The organism is Streptomyces sp. SLBN-31, assembly GCF_006715395.1.
Taxonomy (GTDB): domain Bacteria; phylum Actinomycetota; class Actinomycetes; order Streptomycetales; family Streptomycetaceae; genus Streptomyces.
Genome location: NZ_VFNC01000001.1, coordinates 3,073,368 through 3,092,907, shown reverse-complemented (window position 1 = coordinate 3,092,907; position 19,540 = coordinate 3,073,368). Strand labels below are relative to the sequence as shown.

The following is a 19,540-nucleotide window of genomic DNA, read 5'->3' as shown; positions in this document are numbered from 1 at the left end:
GGAGATTCCCCCATGGCGCGCGACCGTTTCGCTCCCGACTTCGACCCCGACTGCGGCGACGCCGCCCTCACCGACGCCTCGCACGACATCGTCATCGGCCGCTGGCAGGGCCTGCGGGACCTGCTGCGGACGACCGGCGCGGACTGGCTCGCCCGCGGTCACCGCGTCCGGACGCTCGCACAGGCCTGCGCGAGCAGTTCAACCGCGGAGACCTGGGTGGCCGCCGAACCGCGCAGCGCGGACGCGCTGGTGCTGCGCGCGGCGACCGAGACGGCCCGGGCGTTCAACGTGGCCATCGCCGCGGGCCGGGGTGCGCCGATGGACCAGCACCGCATCGACACCGCGGTGACGGCGTGCCTGCAGGCGGCGGAGGCCTATCTGGACGATCCGACGCCGTGGATCTCGCTGATCTCCGTGGCGCGGCTGTACCCGCAGGGGGTGCGCCGGCAGGAACTGGCCCGCTGGTGGGACGAGTTGCACCAGCGTGACCCGTACAGCGTGGAGGGCCACCTGCAGGTCCTGCACTACTACTCGGCCCGCTGGCACGGCAGTCACGGTCTGATGTACGACTTCGCCCGCGACGCCGCCGGAGTGTCGCCGCCGGGCTGCGCGCTGCCGGTGCTGGTGCAGTACGCGCACGTGGAGGAGTACCGCTTCGCCCTGGACGCCGGTCACAGCGGCCGCAGCGCGGTGGGTCTCGGGCAGCACTGGACCCACGACGGTGCGGTGGGCGACCTGCGCCGCACCTGGCAGCGCTGGATCATGGGGCGGGTGGCGAGCGAGATCCTCCCGGGCGAACTGCGCGACTTCAACTACCTTGCGCACGCGGCCTGTCTGGCCGGGGACAGGGAGGTCGCCGGTCCGCTGATGCGCATGCTGGGCCGGCGGGCGACGCGTACGCCGTGGTCGTACACCGGGGACGCGGAGCAGCAGTTCGTCAAGTGGCGCAAGGAGTTGAGGCTGCGCGGCTGAGGTGCGGCGGCGGGCTGTTCGGACGCGTGGGGTTCTGTCAGGGAGCGGCGTTCGGGCCGTCCGGGCGGCTGCGGCGCTGCTCCACCATCTCCCGGCTGAGCTGCTCCGTCTCCTGCTCGGGGAGCCGCTCGAAACCGTCCTCGGTGATCACCGACACGATGGGGAAGATCCGCCGGCCGATGTCGGGGCCGCCGGTCGCGGAGTCGTCGTCGGCCGCGTCGTACAGGGCCTGGAGGGCGGCCAGGGCGGCCTCGCGCCGGTCCATGCCGGTACGGAAGAGCTTCTTCAGCGCGCCTCTCGCGTACGGCGATCCCGAGCCGTCGGCGTGGAAGCCCCGCTTCTCGTACAGGCCGCCGGCCACGTCGTAGCCGAAGATGCGGCCCTTGCCGCCCTCGGGGGCGGTGGGGTCGTAGCCGGCGAGGAGGGGGACGACGGCCAGACCCTGCATCGCCTGGCCCAGGTTCTGCCGGATGATGCCGGCGAGACGGTTGGCCTTGGCGGCGAGGGTCATGGGGATGCCCTCGATCTTCTCGAAGTGGGCCAGCTCCACCTGGTACAGCTTGACCATGTCCAGGGCGAGTCCGACGGAGCCGGCGAAGGCCACGGCCGTGTGGTCGTCCGCGGGATGCACCTTCTCCAGGTCCCGCTGGGCGATGAGGTTGCCCATCGTGGCCCGGCGGTCGCCGGCGATCAGCACGCCGTCGCGGTAGGTGAGCGCCAGCACGGTGGTGCCGTGCGGGAACCGGTCGGCCCCGGCGCGGACGCCGTCGGGGAACGGGCGGCGCGTGGGCAGCAGTTCGGGCCGGTGTGCGGCCAGGAACTCGGTGAACGACGCGGTCCCGGGAGTGAAGAACTCCTCCCCCAGCCGCCCGCCGGTGTCGCTCGACGTCATGCCGCTCCCCCTCCTCGTCGCACCGACAACGGACTCCTACCTGAAGCTGGGCGCCGGGAAACACCGGCCCGGCCCCGCGGCGGGCAGCGCCGCACCACGCCCTGCTGGGCCAGTGCCGCGCACGACCAGGTCGCGCCGGCCAGGGCGCCCACCAGCAGCCGGCCCTGGTCGGCCACGGCCGGCCGGACGGCGCCGGTGAGCAGCACCGGCCAGTGCCGGTGGACGGCGTAGCCGCCGGCACGGCGGCGGTGAGGGCGGTCTGCCAGTAGGCGTGGCGACGGGGGGCCGCGGGCGGGACCTGCTCGGACGTCATGCGGGACCACCCGAACCACGGTGGACGGGCACGAACCGACCCGCCGCACCTGGCCGCGCTCTGCGCAGTACGACCAGGTGCCTGACGCCCCTGTCCCGCGCCGTCAGCGCCGGATCGGGCTGCGGTGCGGCGGCTGCTCGGGGGCCGGGCGTGCCGGTGGCTGCGGAACCGTGCGCAGGACGGGTGCCTCGGTGCGGACCGTCACCTGCGTCCCGTGGTGGCGGATGGTCAGGGGCGGACCGGACAGCAGGGTGTACGTGGCCTTGTCGGGGCCGATCTCCACGCGCAGCCGGCGGCCGAGGAGCTGGAGGTTGAAGGCCAGCCGGCTCAGCCGTTCGGGCAGGCACGGCGCGAAGCTCAGCACGTCGCCGTCGCGGCGCAGTCCGCCGAAACCGGCGACCAGGGCCGTCCACGTTCCGGCCAGCGACGCGATGTGCAGGCCGTCGCGCGTGTTGTGCTCCAGGTCCTCCAGGTCCATCAGCGCGGCCTCGCCCGTGTAGTCGTAGGCGAGCTCCAGGTGGCCCGCCCGGGCGGCGACGACGGCCTGGACGCAGGCGGACAGGGAGGAGTCGCGCACGGTCAGCGGCTCGTAGTAGGCGAAGTTGCGCGCGATGTTCTCGTCGTCGAAGAAGCCCGCGCAGGTGTACATCGCCAGCACCAGGTCGGCCTGCTTGACGACCTGCTTGCGGTAGAGGTCGAAGTACGGGAAGTGCAGCATCAGCGGGTACTGGTCGGGGCCGGTGCCGGCGAAGTCCCAGCGCTGGTGGCGGGTGAAGCCCTCGTGCTGTTCGTGCACGCCGAGTTCGCGGTTGTACGGGACGTACATGGCCTCGGCCGCGTCCCGCCAGGCCGCGCTCTCCTCGTCGTCGACGCCGAGTTGCGCGGCCCGGTCCGGGTGGCGCTCGCATGCCTCGGCGGCGGCCAGCAGGTTCTGACGGGCCATGAGGTTGGTGTACGTGTTGTCGTCGGCGATGGCGCTGTACTCGTCGGGGCCGGTGACGCCGTCGATGTGGAAGTCGCCGCGGTGGTCGTGGTGGCCGAGCGAGCGCCACAGCCTGGCCGTCTCCACCAGCAGCTCGACGCCCGCCTCCCGTTCGAACTGCTCGTCCCCGGTGGAGGCCGTGTAGCGGACGACGGCGTCGGCGACCGCCGCGTTCACGTGGAAGGCCGCCGTGCCGGCCGGCCAGTACGCCGAGCACTCCGAGCCCTCGATGGTGCGCCAGGGGAACGCGGCGCCGCGCAGGCCGAGTTGGGCGCTGCGCTCGCGTGCGGCGTTCAGGGTGCTGTGCCGCCAGCGGAGCGCCTCGGCGACGGACCCGGGCGCGGTGTAGGTCAGCAGCGGCAGCACGAAGGCCTCGGTGTCCCAGAAGGCGTGGCCGTCGTAGCCGGACCCGGTCAGGCCCTTGGCGGGGATCGCGCGCTGTTCGGCGCGGGCGCCGGCCTGCAGCACGTGGAAGAGGGCGAAGCGGACGGCCTGCTGGATCTCCTCGTCGCCGCCCACCTCGACGTCGGCGCGCCCCCAGAAGTCGTCGAGGGTCTCGCGCTGCTCCTCGGCCAGTCCGGCGAAACCGCCGACGCTCGCGGCGGCCAGGGCCGCCTCGACCTGGTCGCTCATCGCCGGTTTGGAGCGGGTTCCGGACCAGCCGTGGGCGACCAGCTTCTCCACCCGCAGCCGCTCGCCGGGTTCCAGCACCGAGGTGACGGTCAGCCGGGCGACGTCCTCGTTGCTCTCGCTGCTCGTGCTGGTGCCCTCGGGGCCGTCGACGACGTGGTCGGCGGCCACGGCCACCCGCAGTCCGCTGCGCCGGGTGCGGTGCACCAGCCGCAGCCGGCGGCCCGCGGCGAAGTCCTCCTCCGGTTCCAGCGGCGACTGCAGCGCCTTGGCGGCGCGCGGGTCGCCCTTGGTCTCGGGCAGTGTCTCGTTGGCGACGAGCTCCGACTGGATGACGACGCGGGTACGTGCCTCGACGGGCTCCACCTCGTAGGAGACGGCGGCGATCGCGCGCTGGCTGAGGGAGACGAGCCGGGTCGAGCGCACCCGTATCGCCGTGCCCGCCGGGGAGACCCATTCGCAGACCCGCTCCAGCACTCCCCGGCGCAGGTCGAGGGTGCGCTCGTGGGAGACGAGGCGGCCGTAGCGCAGGTCGAAGGGCTCGTCGTCGACGAGGAGTCGCAGGACCTTGCCGTTGGTGACGTTGATGACCGTCTGGCCGGACTCCGGGTAGCCGTAGCCGGCCTCCGCGTAGGGCAGCGGGTGCAGTTCGTGGACGCCGCCGAGGTAGGAGCCGGGCAGTCCGTGGGGTTCGCCCTCGTCGAGGTTGCCGCGCCAGCCGACGTGGCCGTTGGACAGGGCGAAGACCGACTCGCTCTGGGCCAGGACGTCCAGGTTCAGGGCCGTCTCGCGCACGCACCACGGTTCCACGGTGTACGACCGGTCGCTGATCACTCCTGCCCTCCCAGCTCCGCGAGGTCCTTGACGACGACGTCCGCGCCGTGCTTGTACAGCGCTTCGGTCTGGCCGACGCGGTCGACGCCGACGACGTACCCGAAGTGGCCCGAGCGGCCCGCGTCCATGCCGGCCAGCGCGTCCTCGAAGACGGCGGCCCGCTTCGGGGCGACGCCCAGGTCGCGGGCGGCGGCGAGGAAGGTGTCGGGCCGCGGCTTGCCCGGCAGCCCGCGCTCGGCCGCCACGACGCCGTCGATGCGTACGTCGAAGAGGCGCTCGGCGTCGATGGAGCGCAGGACGTCGAGGGTGTTGGCGCTGGAGGAGACGATCGCGGTGCGCAGGCCCAGCTTGCGCGCGGCCTCGATGTAGCGCAGCGTGCCCTCGTAGGGCTCCACGCCCTGGGTGCGGATGCGCTCCAGGAGCAGGACGTTCTTGCGGTTGCCGACGCCGTTGACCGTCTGGGCGTCCGGTGGGTCGTCGGGGGTTCCCTCGGGCAGTTCGATGCCGCGGGAGGCGAGGAAGGTGCGCACGCCGTCGGCGCGCGGGCGGCCGTCGACGTACTCGTCGTAGTCGGCGGCGCAGTCGAACGGCCGGAAGTCCTCGCCCTCGCGTTCGCGCAGGAACGCGTCGAACGTTTCCTTCCAGGCGGCCGCGTGCACCACGGCGGTCCTGGTCACCACACCGTCGAGGTCGAAGAGGCAGGCCTGGATGTCTTCGGGGAGTCCGAGCAGCGTCATACAGGACACCGTTCCCCATAAGCAGCGCTCCAGTGGGTGGCTCACACCACACGGGCGGCAAAATCTTGTCGGCCGCCCCGGAGATCGCCGCCGTGGCCCGGATGGCACACTCGGGTTGTGCCGCTGACCTTCGACGACCTCCTCACCCGTGCCCGCGCCCTGAGCAGGGGCGACCGGCGCGCGATCCTCGGTATCACGGGCAGTCCCGGCGCCGGGAAGACGACGCTCGCCGAGAGGCTGGTGCGGGAGCTGAACGGGTCGGGCGAGCCGTGGGTGGCGCACGTCCCGATGGACGGCTTCCACCTCGCCGACGTCGAGCTGGACCGGCGGGGCCTGCGAGACCGCAAGGGCGCGCCCGCCACCTTCGACGCGGCCGGGTACGCAGCGCTGCTGCGGCGGCTGCGCGAGACGGACCCGGAGGCGGCCGGCGACGTGGTGTACGCGCCGGGCTTCGAGCGGGTGCTGGAGCAGCCGGTCGCGGGGGCCGTACCGGTGCCGCCGACGGCCCGGCTGGTGGTGACGGAGGGGAACTACCTGCTGCTGGACGACGGCGCGTGGCCGCGGGTGCGGCGGCAGCTGGACGAGGTGTGGTTCTGCGAGCTCGACGAGCAGGAGCGCCTGCGGCGGCTGATCACCCGGCACGAGGAGTTCGGCAAGGGGCACCAGGAGGCGGTCGCCTGGGTGAAGCGCAGCGACCAGCCCAACGCCGAGCTGGTCGCCGCGACCCGGGACCGGGCCGACCTGGTGGTACCGGCGGGCGTGCTGGGACTCCCCTCGCCGCTGAAGGTCACCGACTGACCGCGCGCAGCGCCAACCGGGGCTCCCCCTTCTCGTCGTCCGGTCCGATCACGGCCGTGAACTGCCCCGTGGTGAGCGTGAGTTCCTCGCCGCTCCGCTCCACCGAGACCGTGATCGGCGTCTCGGAGCCGTAGCGGACGGCGAAGACGTGCAGGTCGTCCGGGGTGCCAGGGACCGGGCCGGCCTCCAGGGCGGTCGAGCTCACCAGGTGCCGCCAGCCCTCGTCCGGGTTGCCGTAGCCGCGCGGGTCGGCCGCGAGCGCGAACGCGGCCTGTTGCTGGAGGAGTTCGGCGCGGGCGTCGAAGTGCTCGGCGCCCGTGGCCCGCGGGTGGGTCAGGCGCAGGGCGCCCGCCGAGGCGACCGGCCCCGCGGCGACGCGCCGTACCCGGTCGCCGTCGTCCTCGGCGTACGGCAGGCCGGCCAGCAGGTACGGCGTCCCGTGGAGGCGTTCGACGGCCACCGTGGTCCACAGGGTCTCGCCGTCGGTGACGTACAGGGACCGCACGTGCCGCAGGACATGGTCGCGGCCGACGACCGGCTTGGTGACCAGCTTGGCCGTCAGGCCGTCCGCCCTGAGGTCGCGGACGCGGACCGCGCCCATGGGGCGGCACAGCAGGAAGCCGTCGGTGACGGGACCGAAGCCGTGCTGACGGCCGACGGCGGCGGCCAGCCAGTAGTTACCGGCGGCCTCTACTACGGCCGGCGTCATGCGGTCGTCGAAGGCCACCGAGACCGTGCCCGCGCGCAGTTGGTGCCGGGCCGGCGTGGGGCTCGGCTCGCGGTGCCAGCGCGTGCTGTCCTGGATCTGCCAGACCAGCATCCAGGCGAAGTGACCGTCGACCCCACCGTCCGGCTTGCACGCGTACCGGGCCCAGCGGCTGTCACCGCGGTAGCGGCCCAGGTCGGAGCCGATGCGGGCGCCGAAGTACCTGAGGCCCAGGACGGATTCGAAGGCGGAGTGCTGCTCGCTGTAGCGCGGGCCGCCGTTGTCGAAGCCGCCATTGGTCAGCCGGGCGTCGATGTAGCGGGCGAGCGCGTCGCCGTCCTCGGCGAACATCTCCTCGCCGCTGACCCGGTGGGCCTGGGCGAGGAAGGACAGGGAGATCGGGCCGTAGTTGTTGTCGTAGGCGCCGCCGTGCTCCGGGGGCAGCAGGGCGCCCCGGTCGCGGACGCGGTGGGCGCGGATCTCGTCGGTGTACAGCTGAAGCGCCCGGGCGCGCACCGACTCGCCCTCGGCGTCGGGCAGATGGCGGGCCAGCATCAGACCGCCGACCACGCAGCCGATGGCCTGGTTGCCGGCCTCCTGCGGGTTGAAGAAGGTCGCCTCGGTCAGCCAGCGCCAGTAGCCCCGGGCCAACTCCAGCAGTCCGGCCCGCTGTTCGTCCTCGACCAGGCCCTCGGCGGCGTCCAGGACGTTGACTGCCTGGAGCAGCGCCCACGCCGTGCTCGGCCAGTCGCCGATGGGATGGGCGCCGGCTTCGAGGACGTAACGGGCGTACGGCAGACCGGAGTTGCGGACCCTCAGGTTCGGGTAGCCGGGGTTGTCCTCGACGTACACCCGCTCGCGCAGGTGGAAGGCGAGGCTGCGGCGCACCGCCTCCGGCAGCCGCGGGTCCTTGCCGCGCTGCCAGGCGAACGCGAGCAGGGAGGTGATGCCGAGCGAGGTGTCTCCGATGTCGTCGACGCAGTCGGGGTGTTCGAGGTTGCCCTCCGGGGTGAGCCGGGCCAGCGCCTGCTCGACGACGTCGGCGAGGACGGCGTCGTACGCCTCCGGGTTGTCGGGCAGGTCGTGCAGCGGTCCGCGCTGGTGCGTGAGGTGCACGGGGATCAGTCCTTCATGCCTGAGGTGGTCGCGCGCAGTGCGACGGTCAGTGTGTGCGAGCCATGTCCACCGATGTAGACGCGGTTCCCGGTCGTCGCGTCGGTACCGCCCACCACGGTGTGGTCCTGCCCCGGGTCGTAGCGCAGTACGTCGCTCCGGTCCGGTCCGGCGAGCGGTTCACCCGTCTCGACGGCGGCCTCGACCCGGATCTCGTCGTCGCCGACGCGGTAGGTCAACGGCTCGGTCGTCAGGCACCAGCTACCGTCACCGAGCGGTACGGCGCCCTGCGGCTCGCCGCCCGGCCGGAAGGTCAGTTCGAGGGCCCAGGGCACCGGCGGGCCGCTGATGTCGATCCGCAGGTCGGCCCCGTCCTCCCGCAGGTCCACCTGCACACGGGTCGTGTGGGAGACCTCGTCCCGGGGCCGGTCCGGGAAGGCCATCGCGGCTGAGAAGCGTCCCTCGTCCGCCATCCGGTAGGCGCCGTCGTCCCGCCGGTGGTCGGGCGGGAGCGGCTGGTAGTAGGCGGCCGAGAGGGTTTCGGTGAGCAGGTAGCGGCCGTCGGCGAGCCGTTGCATGTCGGCGGCGCGGAACGGGCCCAGGTCGAAGAACCCCCTTGAGAGGCGGACCGCGTCGAGGACGGCGGCACCGGCGAACAGGCGCAGGAAGGTGGGGTTGCAGGCGAGGCCCGAGCGGATGCGCCGGTGCTCGGGCACGTCGGAGCCGCCGTACACCACCGTGTGCGCGGTGGCCGAGGCGCGTGCGGCGAGGCGTGCGGTGGGGAGGTACCGGTCGCGCGGGAGCTGCTCCGCGTCCGGGGCCGGCAGGGCGCGGCACAGGTCCGGGGTGAGGAGGGTCTGGGCGAGCAGGTCGGGGTCGTGGATGCCGTCGGCGGCCGCCAGGCGGGCAGCGCGGGCGAAGTCGCCCCGGCCGGTGCGGATCGCGAGCAGCCGGTAGTGCGGCAGGTAGGGCCACAGCGCGAACGACTGCCTCTGGTCCTGGCGGCGCGAGTGGACGGTCTCCACCGTGCCGTCCGGCCTGATCAGGTCCAGGGTCGCGGTGAGGTTGCGTTCGACGGCGTCCACCAGGTCGGTACGCCCGAGCACCTCGGCCAGCAACAGCAGCGCCGGGTTGGTCACGATGGACGCGTAGACGGCGCTGCGTTCCGAGTACATGCCGTCGGCGTCGATGTCGACGCCCTCGGCGAGCCACTCCTCGGCGCGGACGAGCAGCCGGTCGTCGGGGAACGATCGGTGCAGCCGGGCCAGCGCCGCGGACAGCTCCCAGCGGTGGTTGGGGGTGTGCACGCCACCGGCCAGGAGGCTTTCGGTGGCGGCGCCGGCGATCTCGGCCAGCGCTGCCGTGACGTCGGCCAATTCGGGCCCCGCGGCCGCGGCGAGGACGTGCGCGTCGCACACGTCGTTGACGGTGAACGCGGAGTCCGGCGGCGACTGCACGTTGTCGCCGCCCGCGAAGAGGCCGGACCCGGTCTGCGCGGACCGCAGGGCACGGAGGTGGGTCAGCGCGGCGGCGACGGCCCGCTCGCTGCCGTGCAGGGCCGACTCCGGCGAGCGGTACGCCGCGACCAGGGTCTTCACCCGCCGGGCCAGGGCGCGGTGCGGCTCGATGAATTCCGCCGACGGATCGGCCGACCCGTCGGCGGCGAGCGCTGCCGCGCGGACGAACTCGCGGTCGATCGGAGCGGGCAAGGTCAGTCCTTCAGTCCGGCGTTGATGTCGGCGCCCATCACATAGCGCTGGAAGACAAGGAAGATGGCGATCAGCGGGATCATGGAGATGACCGACGCGCCGAGCAGGACCGACCAGTTGATGTTCTGCGCGCCGACGATGCTCTGGATGCCGATCTGCACGGTGAACTTGTTGGGGTCGTTGAGCATCAGCAGCGGCCAGATGTAGTCGTTCCACCGCCACTGGAAGGACAGGATGGCGAGCGTCAGCATGATGGGCCGGGACAGCGGCACCATGATCCGCAGGAAGATCGCCAGTTCGCGGGCGCCGTCGATGCGCGCGGCCTCCACGAGTTCGTCGGGAACCGTGAGGAAGAACTGGCGGAACATGAAGCATCCGGTCGCCGTGAGCACGGCCGGCAGGATGATGCCCGCGAAGGAGTTGTAGAGGCCGAGGTTGCGCACGACCAGGAACTCCGGGGCGAGCATGACCTCGCCCGGCAGCATCGTGGTGGCCAGGATGCAGAGGAAGAAGGCCTTGAGCCACATGTTGTCGTACTTGGCCAGCGCGTAGCCGGTGCAGCAGCTGACGCCCACCGTGAGGATCGTTGTGATCACGCACACGATGGCCGTGTTGATGAAGTACTGGGAGAAGTTGGCGCTGTCCCACGCCGCCTTGAAGCCGGACAGGGTGGGGTTGTGCGGTACCAGCGTCAGCGGATAGGAGAACAGGTCGCTGGCCGGCTTGAAGGAGCTGAGGACGAACCACAGCACCGGCAGCCCGTACAGGCAGGCCAGGATCCACAGCAGGGTCGTCGCGGACACCGCCCGCCGCAGCCCGCCGCTGCTCGTCTTGCGGGGTCGCTTCTTGGCGACGGCCCGTCCGGGACCGGCGTCGACAGGGCGAGGAATGTCTGTGGTTGTCATCGGTTCTCCACCCGCCGGTTGACGATCAGCTGGATGATCGCGACGGCCATCAGAATGAGCATGAGCACGAACGACGCGGCGCTCGCGTAGCCGATCTGCCCCCGTTTGAAGCCGGTCTCGTAGATGTACTGGACGAGCAGGTTGTTCGACGTTCCGGGTCCGCCGTTGTTGAGGGCGACGAACACCGGGTATTCCTTCATCGCGTTGATCGTGTTGAGCAGGATGACGATGAACGAGGTGGGCGCGATGCTCGGCAGGGTGATGCTGACGAACTGCCGCCAGGGGCCCGCTCCGTCGAGGGAGGCCGCCTCGTAGTACGAGGTGGGCACGTTCTTGATCGCCGCTATGAACAGCAGCATCGAGAAGCCCGTCCAGGCCCAGGACGCGGCCATCACGACCACGAGCAGGGACAGGTCCGCGTTCGACTGCCACGGGACGGCGCTTCCGCCGAGCTTCTCGATGACGTAGTTGACCAGTCCGAAGTTCTCACCGAACAGCCACCGCCACAGGACACCCACGACGATGGGCGACAGCAGCCACGGGATGAAGAAGATGACGCGGGCGACCGACGTGCCCTTGGCGTGCTTGCTCACCACCAGGTTGGCGGCGGCCAGCGCGAGCGCGAAGTTCAGCGGCACGAAGAGCACGGCGTACAGCAGCGTCCGCGTCAGCGCGTCGTAGAACGTGGAGTCCCCGAACAGGTTGTGGTAGTTGTCCAGTCCGACGAACTGGAACGCCCCCACACCCGTGTAGTTCGTGAAGGAGTAGACGAGCCCGATCACCGCCGGCCAGACGAAGAACAGCGCGAAGAGCACGACGTTGGCCGCGATGAGGACGAGCGGCGCGAGAACGTACTTACTGCGTCTCCTGGGCGGGCTCGCGGACACGGCCGAGGCGCGTTTTGTCATCTTCCTGACTCCGTGCTGGTGGAATGGATTGCTGTGGGCTCGGGCCGTGAGCCCGGCATCGCATGGGCCGGGGCCGGGCGGCGGGGTCTCGGCCCCGCCGCCCGGCCCGTCGGCCTACGACGCGCCGCCGACCTGCTGGTTGTAGCCGGCCACGATGTTCTCCAGGGCCTTGTCGGCCGACTGCTGGCCGTTGATCGCCTTGCCGAGTTCCGTCTTGGTCGGGTCCTCGGTGAGGCTCTTGCCCTTCAGCACCCAGTTCGTCTGCGCGCTGTTGAAGTAGCCGGAGATCGGGGCGTAGAGCGGGATCTCCTCGTTGTAGAGCTTGAACGCCGCCTGCGCCGCCTCGGACTTGAAGGGGTACTTCGGGGTCAGACCGCTCTCGACGGGCAGGAACCCGGATGCCGCGCACAGCTCGGTGTAGTGGGCCGGCTCGTACAGCCAGGACATGAACTTCTTCGCGGCGGTGGCCGCGGCGCCGTTGTTGTTGAACCCGACCATCATGCCGCCGCTGTTGACGTCACTGGCCTGCACCGGCTCGGCGGGGGTCGGGACGCTCGCCCAGTCGAACTTCTTGATGGACTCCGAGAAGGCGGCGACCTGCCACACGCCGGACCAGTAGGCGACGACGTCACCGCTCTGGAACATGGCGGACGGGTCGGCGCCGCTGGTCCACACCGACTTCGGCATGGTCTTGTCGTCGTTCCAGCCGACGAAGGTGTTCACGGCCTTCTTGGTCGCGGCGTCCACCGAGAACTTGCCGGAGGAGTCGGCGTGGACGTACTTGCCGCCGAGTTCGTACACCATGGCGCGAAGGCGCGAGGGCGACTGGTCGAACGTCAGGGAGTACTTGGCGCCGGTCTTCTCGCGGACCTTGTTGGCCGCCTTGATGAACTCGGTCCAGGTCCAGGTCTTCTGCGGCGAGGTGGGGAAGGAAACCCCGGCCTTCTCGAACAGGGACTTGTTGATGAACAGGCCGGACGCGGTGACGTCCGAGGGGATGGACAGCACCTTCCCGGACGAGTCCTTCGCCAGGAAGTTGGCGTTGATGTTGTTCGCCTTGTTGTTGGCGATGGAGCTGAGGTCGACCAGCTTGTTCGACCAGATCGGGTCCAGCGCCGGGACGGCCGCGACGTCGGGCAGGGAGTTCGCCTGCGCGGCGTTGTGCAGCTTCGTCGTGTAGCCGTCGTAGGGGATGTTGACGAGCTTGACCTTGACGCCGGCTTCCTTCTTGTACTGCGCGACCAGCTTCTTCCAGCCCGCGTCCTGCCCCGGAACCGTGGAGATCCAGAACGTCAGCGACTTGGACGTACCGCCCGAGCCGGACCCCGAACCCCCGCAGGCGGAGAGCAGCAGGGCACCTGCCGTGGCCACGGCAGCGAGGGGAACCACACGGCGTATACCGCCGCGGCCGAGTCGGCGGGAGCGCCGCACACCCACAATGGTCATCTTCGATCCCTTTTTCGTCGTAGGAGACGGAGCACGGCGCCGATCGAGGCGGCACGGGTGCATTTTGCAGGAAATTTCGCTTTCCGGGGGTGCGGCCTCGCCCGGCCGCTTCGCCTCGACGGGTGGGATCCCCGGCCCCGAGGGCCGTCGTCGCACAAGCACGCCCTCGTGCGGCTGCCGTACTTCGCGTACGGCCGGGACGCCAACCCAAGCCGGCGTCCCGGCCGACTTAGAAAGCGCTTGTCCGGACATTGGCAGACCGAGTCGGAAGCCGTCAATCCTTCGCATGCGCGGCCTCGGTCACGGTTTGGACTCCACGGGCCACCGCGAGCCGGGCGGCACCCACGACGGTGCCCAGATCGCCCAGCGTGCTGCTGACCACCTCGGTGGGCCAGCTCAGCCGCTCCAGCTCGGCCCGCACACCCGGCAGGAGCTGCGGATACGCGCCTGTGCTGCCACCGAGCACGATGAGCCCCGGGTCCAGTACGGCGGTCACGGCGGCGGCGAGCCGGCCTATGTCCGCGGCGTGCCGGCCCACCACCGCACGGGCCGCGGGCCGGCCCTCGCCGGCGAGGGAGAACAGCTCCTCCGTGGTGCGCGGGCACGGACCGTCCTCCTCGCGCCAGGTCTGTGCGGCCCGGCGCAGCAACGAGCGGGCGCCGACGTGCTCCTCCAGGGCCTCGTGCCGCGGCTCGCGGCCGTCGTCCCAGGGGTAGGGCAGCCGGGCGACCTCGCCCGCGGCGCCGTTGGCCCCGCGCAGCACCTGGCCGCCGATGACGACACCGAGACCGATACCGACGCCGATCCGCAGGTAGCCGAAGGTCTCGCGGCCGTGCGCGGCGCCCTCGTGCAACTCGGCGAGCGCCGCGCAGTTGACGTTGTTCTCGAGGTGGACGGGCACCCCGGGCGGCAGTGCGACGGTCACCGCGTCGAAGACGGGCCCGGCCTTGGCGGTGGCCGGCCGCACGCCCGCGCCCTCGCCGTCGCGCGCGGTGACGTCACCGACGGCGACCACGATGGCGCGCAGCGGGGCGCCCGCGGGCAGCGCGTCCAGGGCCTCCCGGACGGCCTCGGCGGCCTCTTCCCGGGACTCGGTGGCCTCGGCGAGCAGGGTGCCGTCCAGGGCGCAGCCGCGCACCCGCGTGAGCGCGGGGCCGAGGTCGACGGCGAGGACGGCGCCGGCGGCCGGGCCCAGCCGGTAGACGGCGGCGCTGCGGCCGGTGCCGCTGGACGCCGTGCCGGAGTGGGCTGCGAGCCCGGCGTTCTCCAGTTCCGCGACGGCGGAGGACACCGTCGGCTTGGACAGGCCCGCCAGGCTCGCGAGCTGCGGCCGGGTCGCGCTGCCCGCCCGGGCCAGCACGGCGAACACCGCGCCGGCGCTCTCGGTCAGGCGCGGGGCTCGCACCACGTCGTGTTCCACAGTTCTCCCGCAGGTCACGGGCCGCTCCCCCGTCGTACTGACCGCGGGGGACTCGGCGATGGGATGCCCGGCGTCACGCGGTACCGCCCCCGTCCGCGGGGCAGCTCGGTCGGTCGGGTGCGCGAAGCCTCTTGACGCACTGTACTTCGTTAGTTAACTTCCTAACGAACTTCACGGTACTCGCCTGCCGTGTTCCGTCCAGAGGCCCGTCCCGGGGCTTCGCGAGTGCTTCAACCTGCTTCTGACCAGGCACGGTTCGCCCGCCGTCGCAGCACAGCGCAACGACGAAAGAGGTTCCGTGCAGGACTTCACGCCTCTCGTGGTCGGCATCGACGTGGGTGGCACCAAGACCCACCTCCGCGCCCTGGCGGGGCACGACCCCGTGGCCGATCACGTCCGGTCCAGCAGTGGCTGGCGGCCGCACGACCCCGTGGCCGCGGCCGGCTGGCTGGCCGCGCTGGTCGCCGAGGCCCTCCCCGCGCGCACCCGCCCGTCCGCGCTGGCCGTCGGCGGGCACGCCTGCGAGACCCCACGCCAGTGCGAGCAGATCCGCACCGCACTGCAACTGCACTTCGACGCGCCCGCGTTGGTCGTGGGCGACGCCGAACTCCTCGTACCCGCGGCCGGACTGGACAAGGCCGTCGGCCTGGTGGCCGGCACCGGCTCCGTCGCCGTGGGCCGACTGGCCGACGGCACCCCCGTCCAGGTCGGCGGCTGGGGCGCGGTCCTCGGCGACGAGGGCGGCGCGGCCGGGCTCGTCCGCGAGGCGGCGCGCGCGGTTTGGGCCGCCCACGACCGGGGCGAGGAACCCGACGACCTCGCCCTCCGTCTCGTCGCCGCGTTCGGCGTCGGCGAAGTGCCCGCGCTCGGGGCCGCGTTGGAGGGTGCCCGGGACGTCTCCGCGGAATGGGGCCGGCACGCCCCGGTGGTGTTCGCGGCCGCCGAGGCGGGCTCCCGCGTCGCCCGCGCCGTGATCGCGGAGGCCGGGCGCTCGCTCGCCGCACTCGTGGAACGGCTCGCGGCCCGCGGGCTCCCGGTGGACGACGTCGTGGTCGCCGGCGGCACGATCCTGAACCAGCCCGCCCTGTACGACGCGTTCGCCTCGTCGCTCGCCGCCTCCCTGCCCGGAGTCCGCCCGCAGCCGCTGCGGGTGCCGCCGGTCGAGGGCGCGGTGGCGCTGGCGCGTTCGCTGCTGTGAGGGGCGCCTCGGCCCTCGCCGGAGCTCCGCCGCACAGCCGCAGCGGGCCTCGTCCGGCCCGCTCCGTTCACCCGCACGACACGTCTCGGCCGCCGGGCACCCCCCGGTGGGCCAGGACACGGCCGTAGATCTTCGCTCAAAGCTTCACGGGACGCACCGGATTCGCACATCCCCGCGCCCCACCGAACACCTCTGATCGCACGATCTCCCCCGGCCGCAGGGCCGAAGAACTCAAGAGAGGCACACGCATGCCGTCATCCGCCGGGCACCGCTCCCCTTCGTCGAACGGCCGACCCTCCGTCGGCAGAAGGGGTTTCCTCAAGACCTCCCTGGGCGCCTCGGCCGGTGTCCTGGCCGCGCCCACGTTCGTCTCCTGGCTGGGCGCCGCCGACGCCAAGGCCGCCGGCTCCGCCGCCGCGTTCGTCGACGACTACAAGACCAACGTCATGGCGAACCTGACCCCGGAGACCAACGCGGTCGTTCGGGTCCTCGGCGGGTTCGCGCGGACATGGAAGACGGGCGGCGCCTGGAACACCGGCACGCCGCTCATGCCCGAGGTGCTGCGCGCCAACATGCGCTACTGCGCCCGCCTCACCGGCGCCCGGACGGACGCGCAGGCGAAGGAGGCCTTCCTCTACGACCGCCAGCACCAGAGCTACGCGATGATCGCGGGCCTGGGCCCGCTGTCCGACCTCTACAAGGCGGGCGCCAAGGCGGTCACCTCGATCACCAGCGCTCCCGACGGCACCCCTCCGACCAAGATCGACGACGCCGTGCCCGCCGGTGCCCCGGCCGGCTCCGCGCTCGGCGCCGGCTCGCACGACTCCGCGCTCGGCAAGGTGGCCGAACTGGTCGACACGGTGTGCGGCAACTGGGCGTCGGGCAACCCGTCCAAGTACGCCTACCAGTACCCGCGCCCGTGGCGGATGAACGAGGACAGCGAGGTCGTCGACACCGGCGCGACGGACGCGCTCGGCTACCCCGTATACGACTCCGAGGTGGTCGTCGCGCCCCAGCTGCTGCGCCAGCGCAGCACCTCTCCCACGGACGACGGCGGCTTCCCCAGCGGCCACACCAACGCCTTCCACCTGGCGGGCCTCGCCTACGCCTACGCCGTGCCGGAGCGCTTCCAGGAGCTGGTCACCCGCGCCTTCGAGCTCAGCCACACCCGGATCATGGCCGGCATGCACTCCACGGTCGACGTGATGGGCGGCCGCATCATGGCCACCGCCCTGGCCGCCGCCACCCTGGCCGACCCGGCGAACGCCGGCCTCAAGGCAGCCGCCCGCGCCCAGGCACTGGCCTACTTCACCGGGCAGACGGGCACCACCGCCGACTCCCTGTTCGCCTACGCGCACCCCGGCGCCGGAGACGCCTACGGCGACCGGGACGCCAACGCCCGCGCGGTGCGGCCCCGGCTGACGTACGTGCTGACCCGGCAGGGCCGTGGCACACCGCTGACCGTGCCCAAGGGCGCCGAGGTGCTGCTGGAGACACGGCTGCCGTACCTGAGCGCCGAACAGCGGCGCGAGGTGCTGAGGACCACCGCGCTGCCGTCGGGGTACGTCCTGCTGGACGGCTTCGAGCAGTGGGGCCGACTCGACCTGTTCACCGCGGCGGACGGCTACGGCGCCTTCGACTCCGACGTGACCGTCACGCTGGACGCGGCGGCGGGCGGCTTCGGCGCGGCCGACAGCTGGCGCAACGACATCGACGGCGACGGCGGACTCACCAAGCTGGGCAGCGGCACACTCACTCTGACCGGCCACAACAAGTACACCGGCGGCACCGTGGTGCGGGACGGCGTGCTGGTCGCCGCCTCGTCCCACGCGCTCGGGCACGGCGATGTGCGGGTGTCCGGCGGCACGCTGCGGGTGCCGCGGCCGGTGCAGGTGCACGGCACGTACTCCCAGGAGTCCGCCACGCTGGAGCTGACGCTGCGCTCGGGCCACGAGCCCGCCCTTGAGGTGACGCGCCGGGCGCTGCTGGGCGCGGGCGGTGTGCTGTCGCTGGTGCTCGACGCCGACCGGCCGCCGGTCGCGGGCGACACGGTGCGCGTGCTGTGCGCGCCCCGGCTGAGCGGCCGATTCGACCGCGTGGAGCTGAACTCCGAGGGTCTGCGGGCCGTACCCGTCTACACGGCGGAAGGTCTGTCGGTACGACTCCTGAAGCGGTGACATCCCAGGGGGCGGGAGACGGTGCGAAAGTGGGGTCCATGACAGGACCCCGGATCGCTCCCGCCCTCTCGCGGCCGGTGTCACCGCGGGGCGGATGATGGCGCACGAACAGCACTCGGTCCTCGCACCGGGCCCACGCGACGACGAGGAGCGGCACCCGCCGCGGACGACCCCTGCCGCCCGCCGGCCCCGACGGTGGCTGGTGCCCCTGCTGGTGGTGGTCCTGCTCGGGCAGATGGCGGCCGCGATGGTCACCGCCGCCGTGCAGCAGACACCGACGATCGACGAGCCGATCTACGTCGCCACGGCCGCCGACTACCTGCACGAGCACCGCGTCCGGCTCAACCCGGAGCATCCGCCGCTGGGCAAGCTGATCGTCGCCGCCGGAGTGGCGGTCGCCGATCCGCACGTCGACACCGCCTACCGGGGCGACCAGACGCAGTACGCGCGCCATCTGCTGTACGAGTCCGGCAACGACCCCTGGCGGCTGATGTTCTGGGCCCGGCTGCCGATGATCGTGCTGACCCTGCTTTTCGGGCTGGTGGTGTTCGCCTTCGCCCGTGAACTGGCGGGCGCCGCGGCCGGTTCGGTGGCCCTGGCCCTGTACGCCCTCTCCCCCGACGTCATCGCGCACGGTTCGCTGGCGACGCTGGACGTACCGGCCGCGGGGTTCGTGCTGACGTCCGCCTGGCTGCTGTGGCGGGCCCGGCGACGCCCCCGGCTGTACGTGCCGCTGGGCGGCCTGGCGCTCGGCGCGGGACTGGCGACCAAGATGAGCGTGCTGCCGGCGGTACCGGTACTGATGGCACTGGCCGCCTGGTCGGTGTGGGCGGCGGAGCGCGGGGACCGCCGGCGGGCGCTGCGGCGGGCCGCGGCGGGGGCGGCGGTCCTGGCGGTGGCCGGAGTGGCCGTCGTATGGCTGTCGTACCTGGTGGTCGATCCGCGGCTGCGATGGTCGGCCGCGGGGCAGCGGGTGCCCGCCGTGCACGGGCTGAAGGGGCTGCTCGTGGGGCTGCTGCCGTTCCCGGAGTCGTATCTGGACGGGATGCGCGTCCAGTTCGGGCTGGAGCGGTATCCGTGGCAGGGCTTCCTGTTCGGGCAGCTGTACACCGGCTCCCGCTGGTACTACCTGCCGGCCGCGCTGCTGGTGAAGACGCCGCTCGGCATGCTGGTGCTGTGGGCGGCCGGTGCCGCCTCGGTGGTGGCGGTACGGCGGCTGCGGCCGGCCGCGCCCTATGTGCTGGTGCCGCCCGCCGCGCTGCTGGCCTCGGCCATGACCGGCTCGCGGGACTTCGGGACCCGCTACGCCGTCTTCGTGCCGATGTTCCTGGCGGTGGCGGCCGGCTGTGTGCTCGCCGTACGACGGCGGTGGGCGTTCCTCGCGACCGGGGTCCTGGTGCTGTTCGTCGCGGTCAGCTCGCTGCGGACGTTCCCCTACTATCTGCCGTACTCCAACGAGGCGTTCGGCGGTCCGGACAAGACCTATCTGCGGCTGCACGACTCCAACGTCGACTGGGGGCAGGATCTGGGCAGGCTCGCCGACCGGCTCCGGGAGCGGTACCGGGGCGAGCGGGTCTGGCTGGTGTACAAGGGCAGTGGCGTGCCGTCGTACTACGGGATCGACGCCGCCGATCCGCGGCAGGTGGCACCCCGTCAGGTGCACGGACTGCTCGTCGTGTCGGACTCGGCGGTCGACAAGGCGCGCGGGCGGCTGCGCACCCTGATCGACAGCAGTCGCCCGATCGACGAGGTCGGCCACTCGATCACGATCTACCGTCGGTGACCCGAGCCTGTGGCGGG

14 protein-coding genes are annotated in these 19,540 nt (G+C 72.2%); 5 read left to right on the top strand and 9 right to left on the bottom strand.

All coding sequences use genetic code 11. The features are described from left to right. The first annotated feature begins 12 nt into the window (after window positions 1-12). A complete protein-coding gene (locus tag FBY22_RS14250) occupies window positions 13-972 on the top strand; it encodes a hypothetical protein (RefSeq protein WP_142145655.1) in 960 nt (319 codons plus the stop codon). 37 nt (window positions 973-1,009) lie between these two features. On the opposite strand, the gene prcB is transcribed toward FBY22_RS14250, so the two are convergent. The 3 genes from prcB to FBY22_RS14230 form a co-directional block, all read right to left on the bottom strand. Further along, on the bottom strand, window positions 1,010-1,864 hold the full coding sequence (gene prcB / locus FBY22_RS14245) for a proteasome subunit beta (RefSeq protein WP_142145653.1): 855 nt from the start codon (window positions 1,862-1,864) through the stop codon (window positions 1,010-1,012). Window positions 1,865-2,280: 416 nt separating this feature from the next. Beyond that, window positions 2,281-4,623 carry a glycoside hydrolase family 65 protein gene (locus FBY22_RS14235; RefSeq protein ID WP_142145651.1) on the bottom strand — a complete coding sequence of 781 codons (2,343 nt, stop codon included), beginning with the start codon at window positions 4,621-4,623 and terminating at the stop codon, window positions 2,281-2,283. Then, entirely contained in the window at window positions 4,620-5,360 is a 741-nt protein-coding gene (locus FBY22_RS14230) for an HAD family phosphatase (protein ID WP_142145649.1), read from the bottom strand. The genes FBY22_RS14235 and FBY22_RS14230 overlap by 4 nt, the downstream gene beginning before the upstream one ends. A 117-nt stretch (window positions 5,361-5,477) precedes the next feature. Between FBY22_RS14230 and FBY22_RS14225 the strand changes: the two genes are divergently transcribed. Further along, window positions 5,478-6,158: a nucleoside/nucleotide kinase family protein gene (locus FBY22_RS14225; protein WP_142145647.1), complete on the top strand. Its 681-nt coding sequence runs from the start codon at window positions 5,478-5,480 to the stop codon at window positions 6,156-6,158. On the opposite strand, the gene FBY22_RS14220 is transcribed toward FBY22_RS14225, so the two are convergent. The 6 genes from FBY22_RS14220 to FBY22_RS14195 form a co-directional block, all read right to left on the bottom strand. Then, window positions 6,148-7,980: a hypothetical protein gene (locus FBY22_RS14220; RefSeq protein WP_142145645.1), complete on the bottom strand. Its 1,833-nt coding sequence runs from the start codon at window positions 7,978-7,980 to the stop codon at window positions 6,148-6,150. The genes FBY22_RS14225 and FBY22_RS14220 overlap by 11 nt on opposite strands. Before the next feature lie 5 nt (window positions 7,981-7,985). Beyond that, window positions 7,986-9,686: a hypothetical protein gene (locus FBY22_RS14215; RefSeq protein WP_142145643.1), complete on the bottom strand. Its 1,701-nt coding sequence runs from the start codon at window positions 9,684-9,686 to the stop codon at window positions 7,986-7,988. A gap of 2 nt (window positions 9,687-9,688) precedes the next feature. Beyond that, window positions 9,689-10,591 (bottom strand): carbohydrate ABC transporter permease, encoded by a 903-nt coding sequence (locus FBY22_RS14210; protein ID WP_142145641.1) that lies wholly within the window; start codon window positions 10,589-10,591, stop codon window positions 9,689-9,691. Then, window positions 10,588-11,499, bottom strand: coding sequence for a carbohydrate ABC transporter permease (locus FBY22_RS14205; protein ID WP_142145639.1), 912 nt, complete (start codon window positions 11,497-11,499; stop codon window positions 10,588-10,590). Before FBY22_RS14205 ends, FBY22_RS14210 begins: the two co-directional genes overlap by 4 nt. A gap of 114 nt (window positions 11,500-11,613) precedes the next feature. Next, complete coding sequence (locus tag FBY22_RS14200; RefSeq protein WP_142145638.1) at window positions 11,614-12,945, bottom strand: extracellular solute-binding protein; 1,332 nt, start codon at window positions 12,943-12,945, stop codon at window positions 11,614-11,616. Between the two features lie 274 nt (window positions 12,946-13,219). Further along, the gene (locus tag FBY22_RS14195) at window positions 13,220-14,353 is read right to left on the bottom strand and encodes an ROK family transcriptional regulator (protein WP_260844833.1); all 1,134 of its coding nucleotides are present in this window, start codon (window positions 14,351-14,353) and stop codon (window positions 13,220-13,222) included. Between the two features lie 310 nt (window positions 14,354-14,663). Between FBY22_RS14195 and FBY22_RS14190 the strand changes: the two genes are divergently transcribed. The 3 genes from FBY22_RS14190 to FBY22_RS14180 all read left to right on the top strand — a co-directional run bounded on the left by FBY22_RS14190 (window position 14,664) and on the right by FBY22_RS14180 (window position 19,523). Further along, a complete protein-coding gene (locus FBY22_RS14190) occupies window positions 14,664-15,563 on the top strand; it encodes an N-acetylglucosamine kinase (protein WP_142145636.1) in 900 nt (299 codons plus the stop codon). A gap of 248 nt (window positions 15,564-15,811) precedes the next feature. Further along, on the top strand, window positions 15,812-17,740 hold the full coding sequence (locus tag FBY22_RS14185; protein ID WP_142145634.1) for a phosphatase PAP2 family protein: 1,929 nt from the start codon (window positions 15,812-15,814) through the stop codon (window positions 17,738-17,740). Window positions 17,741-17,834: 94 nt separating this feature from the next. Next, window positions 17,835-19,523 carry a phospholipid carrier-dependent glycosyltransferase gene (locus FBY22_RS14180; RefSeq protein ID WP_142145632.1) on the top strand — a complete coding sequence of 563 codons (1,689 nt, stop codon included), beginning with the start codon at window positions 17,835-17,837 and terminating at the stop codon, window positions 19,521-19,523. The last annotated feature ends 17 nt before the right edge of the window (window positions 19,524-19,540 follow it).

Excerpts from the sequence above, each read along its gene's own strand:
- FBY22_RS14250 (WP_142145655.1), top strand. The coding sequence starts at position 13 with ATGGCGCGCGACCGTTTCGCTCCCGACTTCGACCCCGACTGCGGCGAC.
- prcB (WP_142145653.1), bottom strand. The coding sequence starts at position 1,864 with ATGACGTCGAGCGACACCGGCGGGCGGCTGGGGGAGGAGTTCTTCACT.
- FBY22_RS14230 (WP_142145649.1), bottom strand. The coding sequence starts at position 5,360 with ATGACGCTGCTCGGACTCCCCGAAGACATCCAGGCCTGCCTCTTCGAC.
- FBY22_RS14210 (WP_142145641.1), bottom strand. The coding sequence starts at position 10,591 with ATGACAACCACAGACATTCCTCGCCCTGTCGACGCCGGTCCCGGACGG.
- FBY22_RS14205 (WP_142145639.1), bottom strand. The coding sequence starts at position 11,499 with ATGACAAAACGCGCCTCGGCCGTGTCCGCGAGCCCGCCCAGGAGACGC.
- FBY22_RS14200 (WP_142145638.1), bottom strand. The coding sequence starts at position 12,945 with ATGACCATTGTGGGTGTGCGGCGCTCCCGCCGACTCGGCCGCGGCGGT.
- FBY22_RS14185 (WP_142145634.1), top strand. The coding sequence starts at position 15,812 with ATGCCGTCATCCGCCGGGCACCGCTCCCCTTCGTCGAACGGCCGACCC.
- FBY22_RS14180 (WP_142145632.1), top strand. The coding sequence starts at position 17,835 with ATGATGGCGCACGAACAGCACTCGGTCCTCGCACCGGGCCCACGCGAC.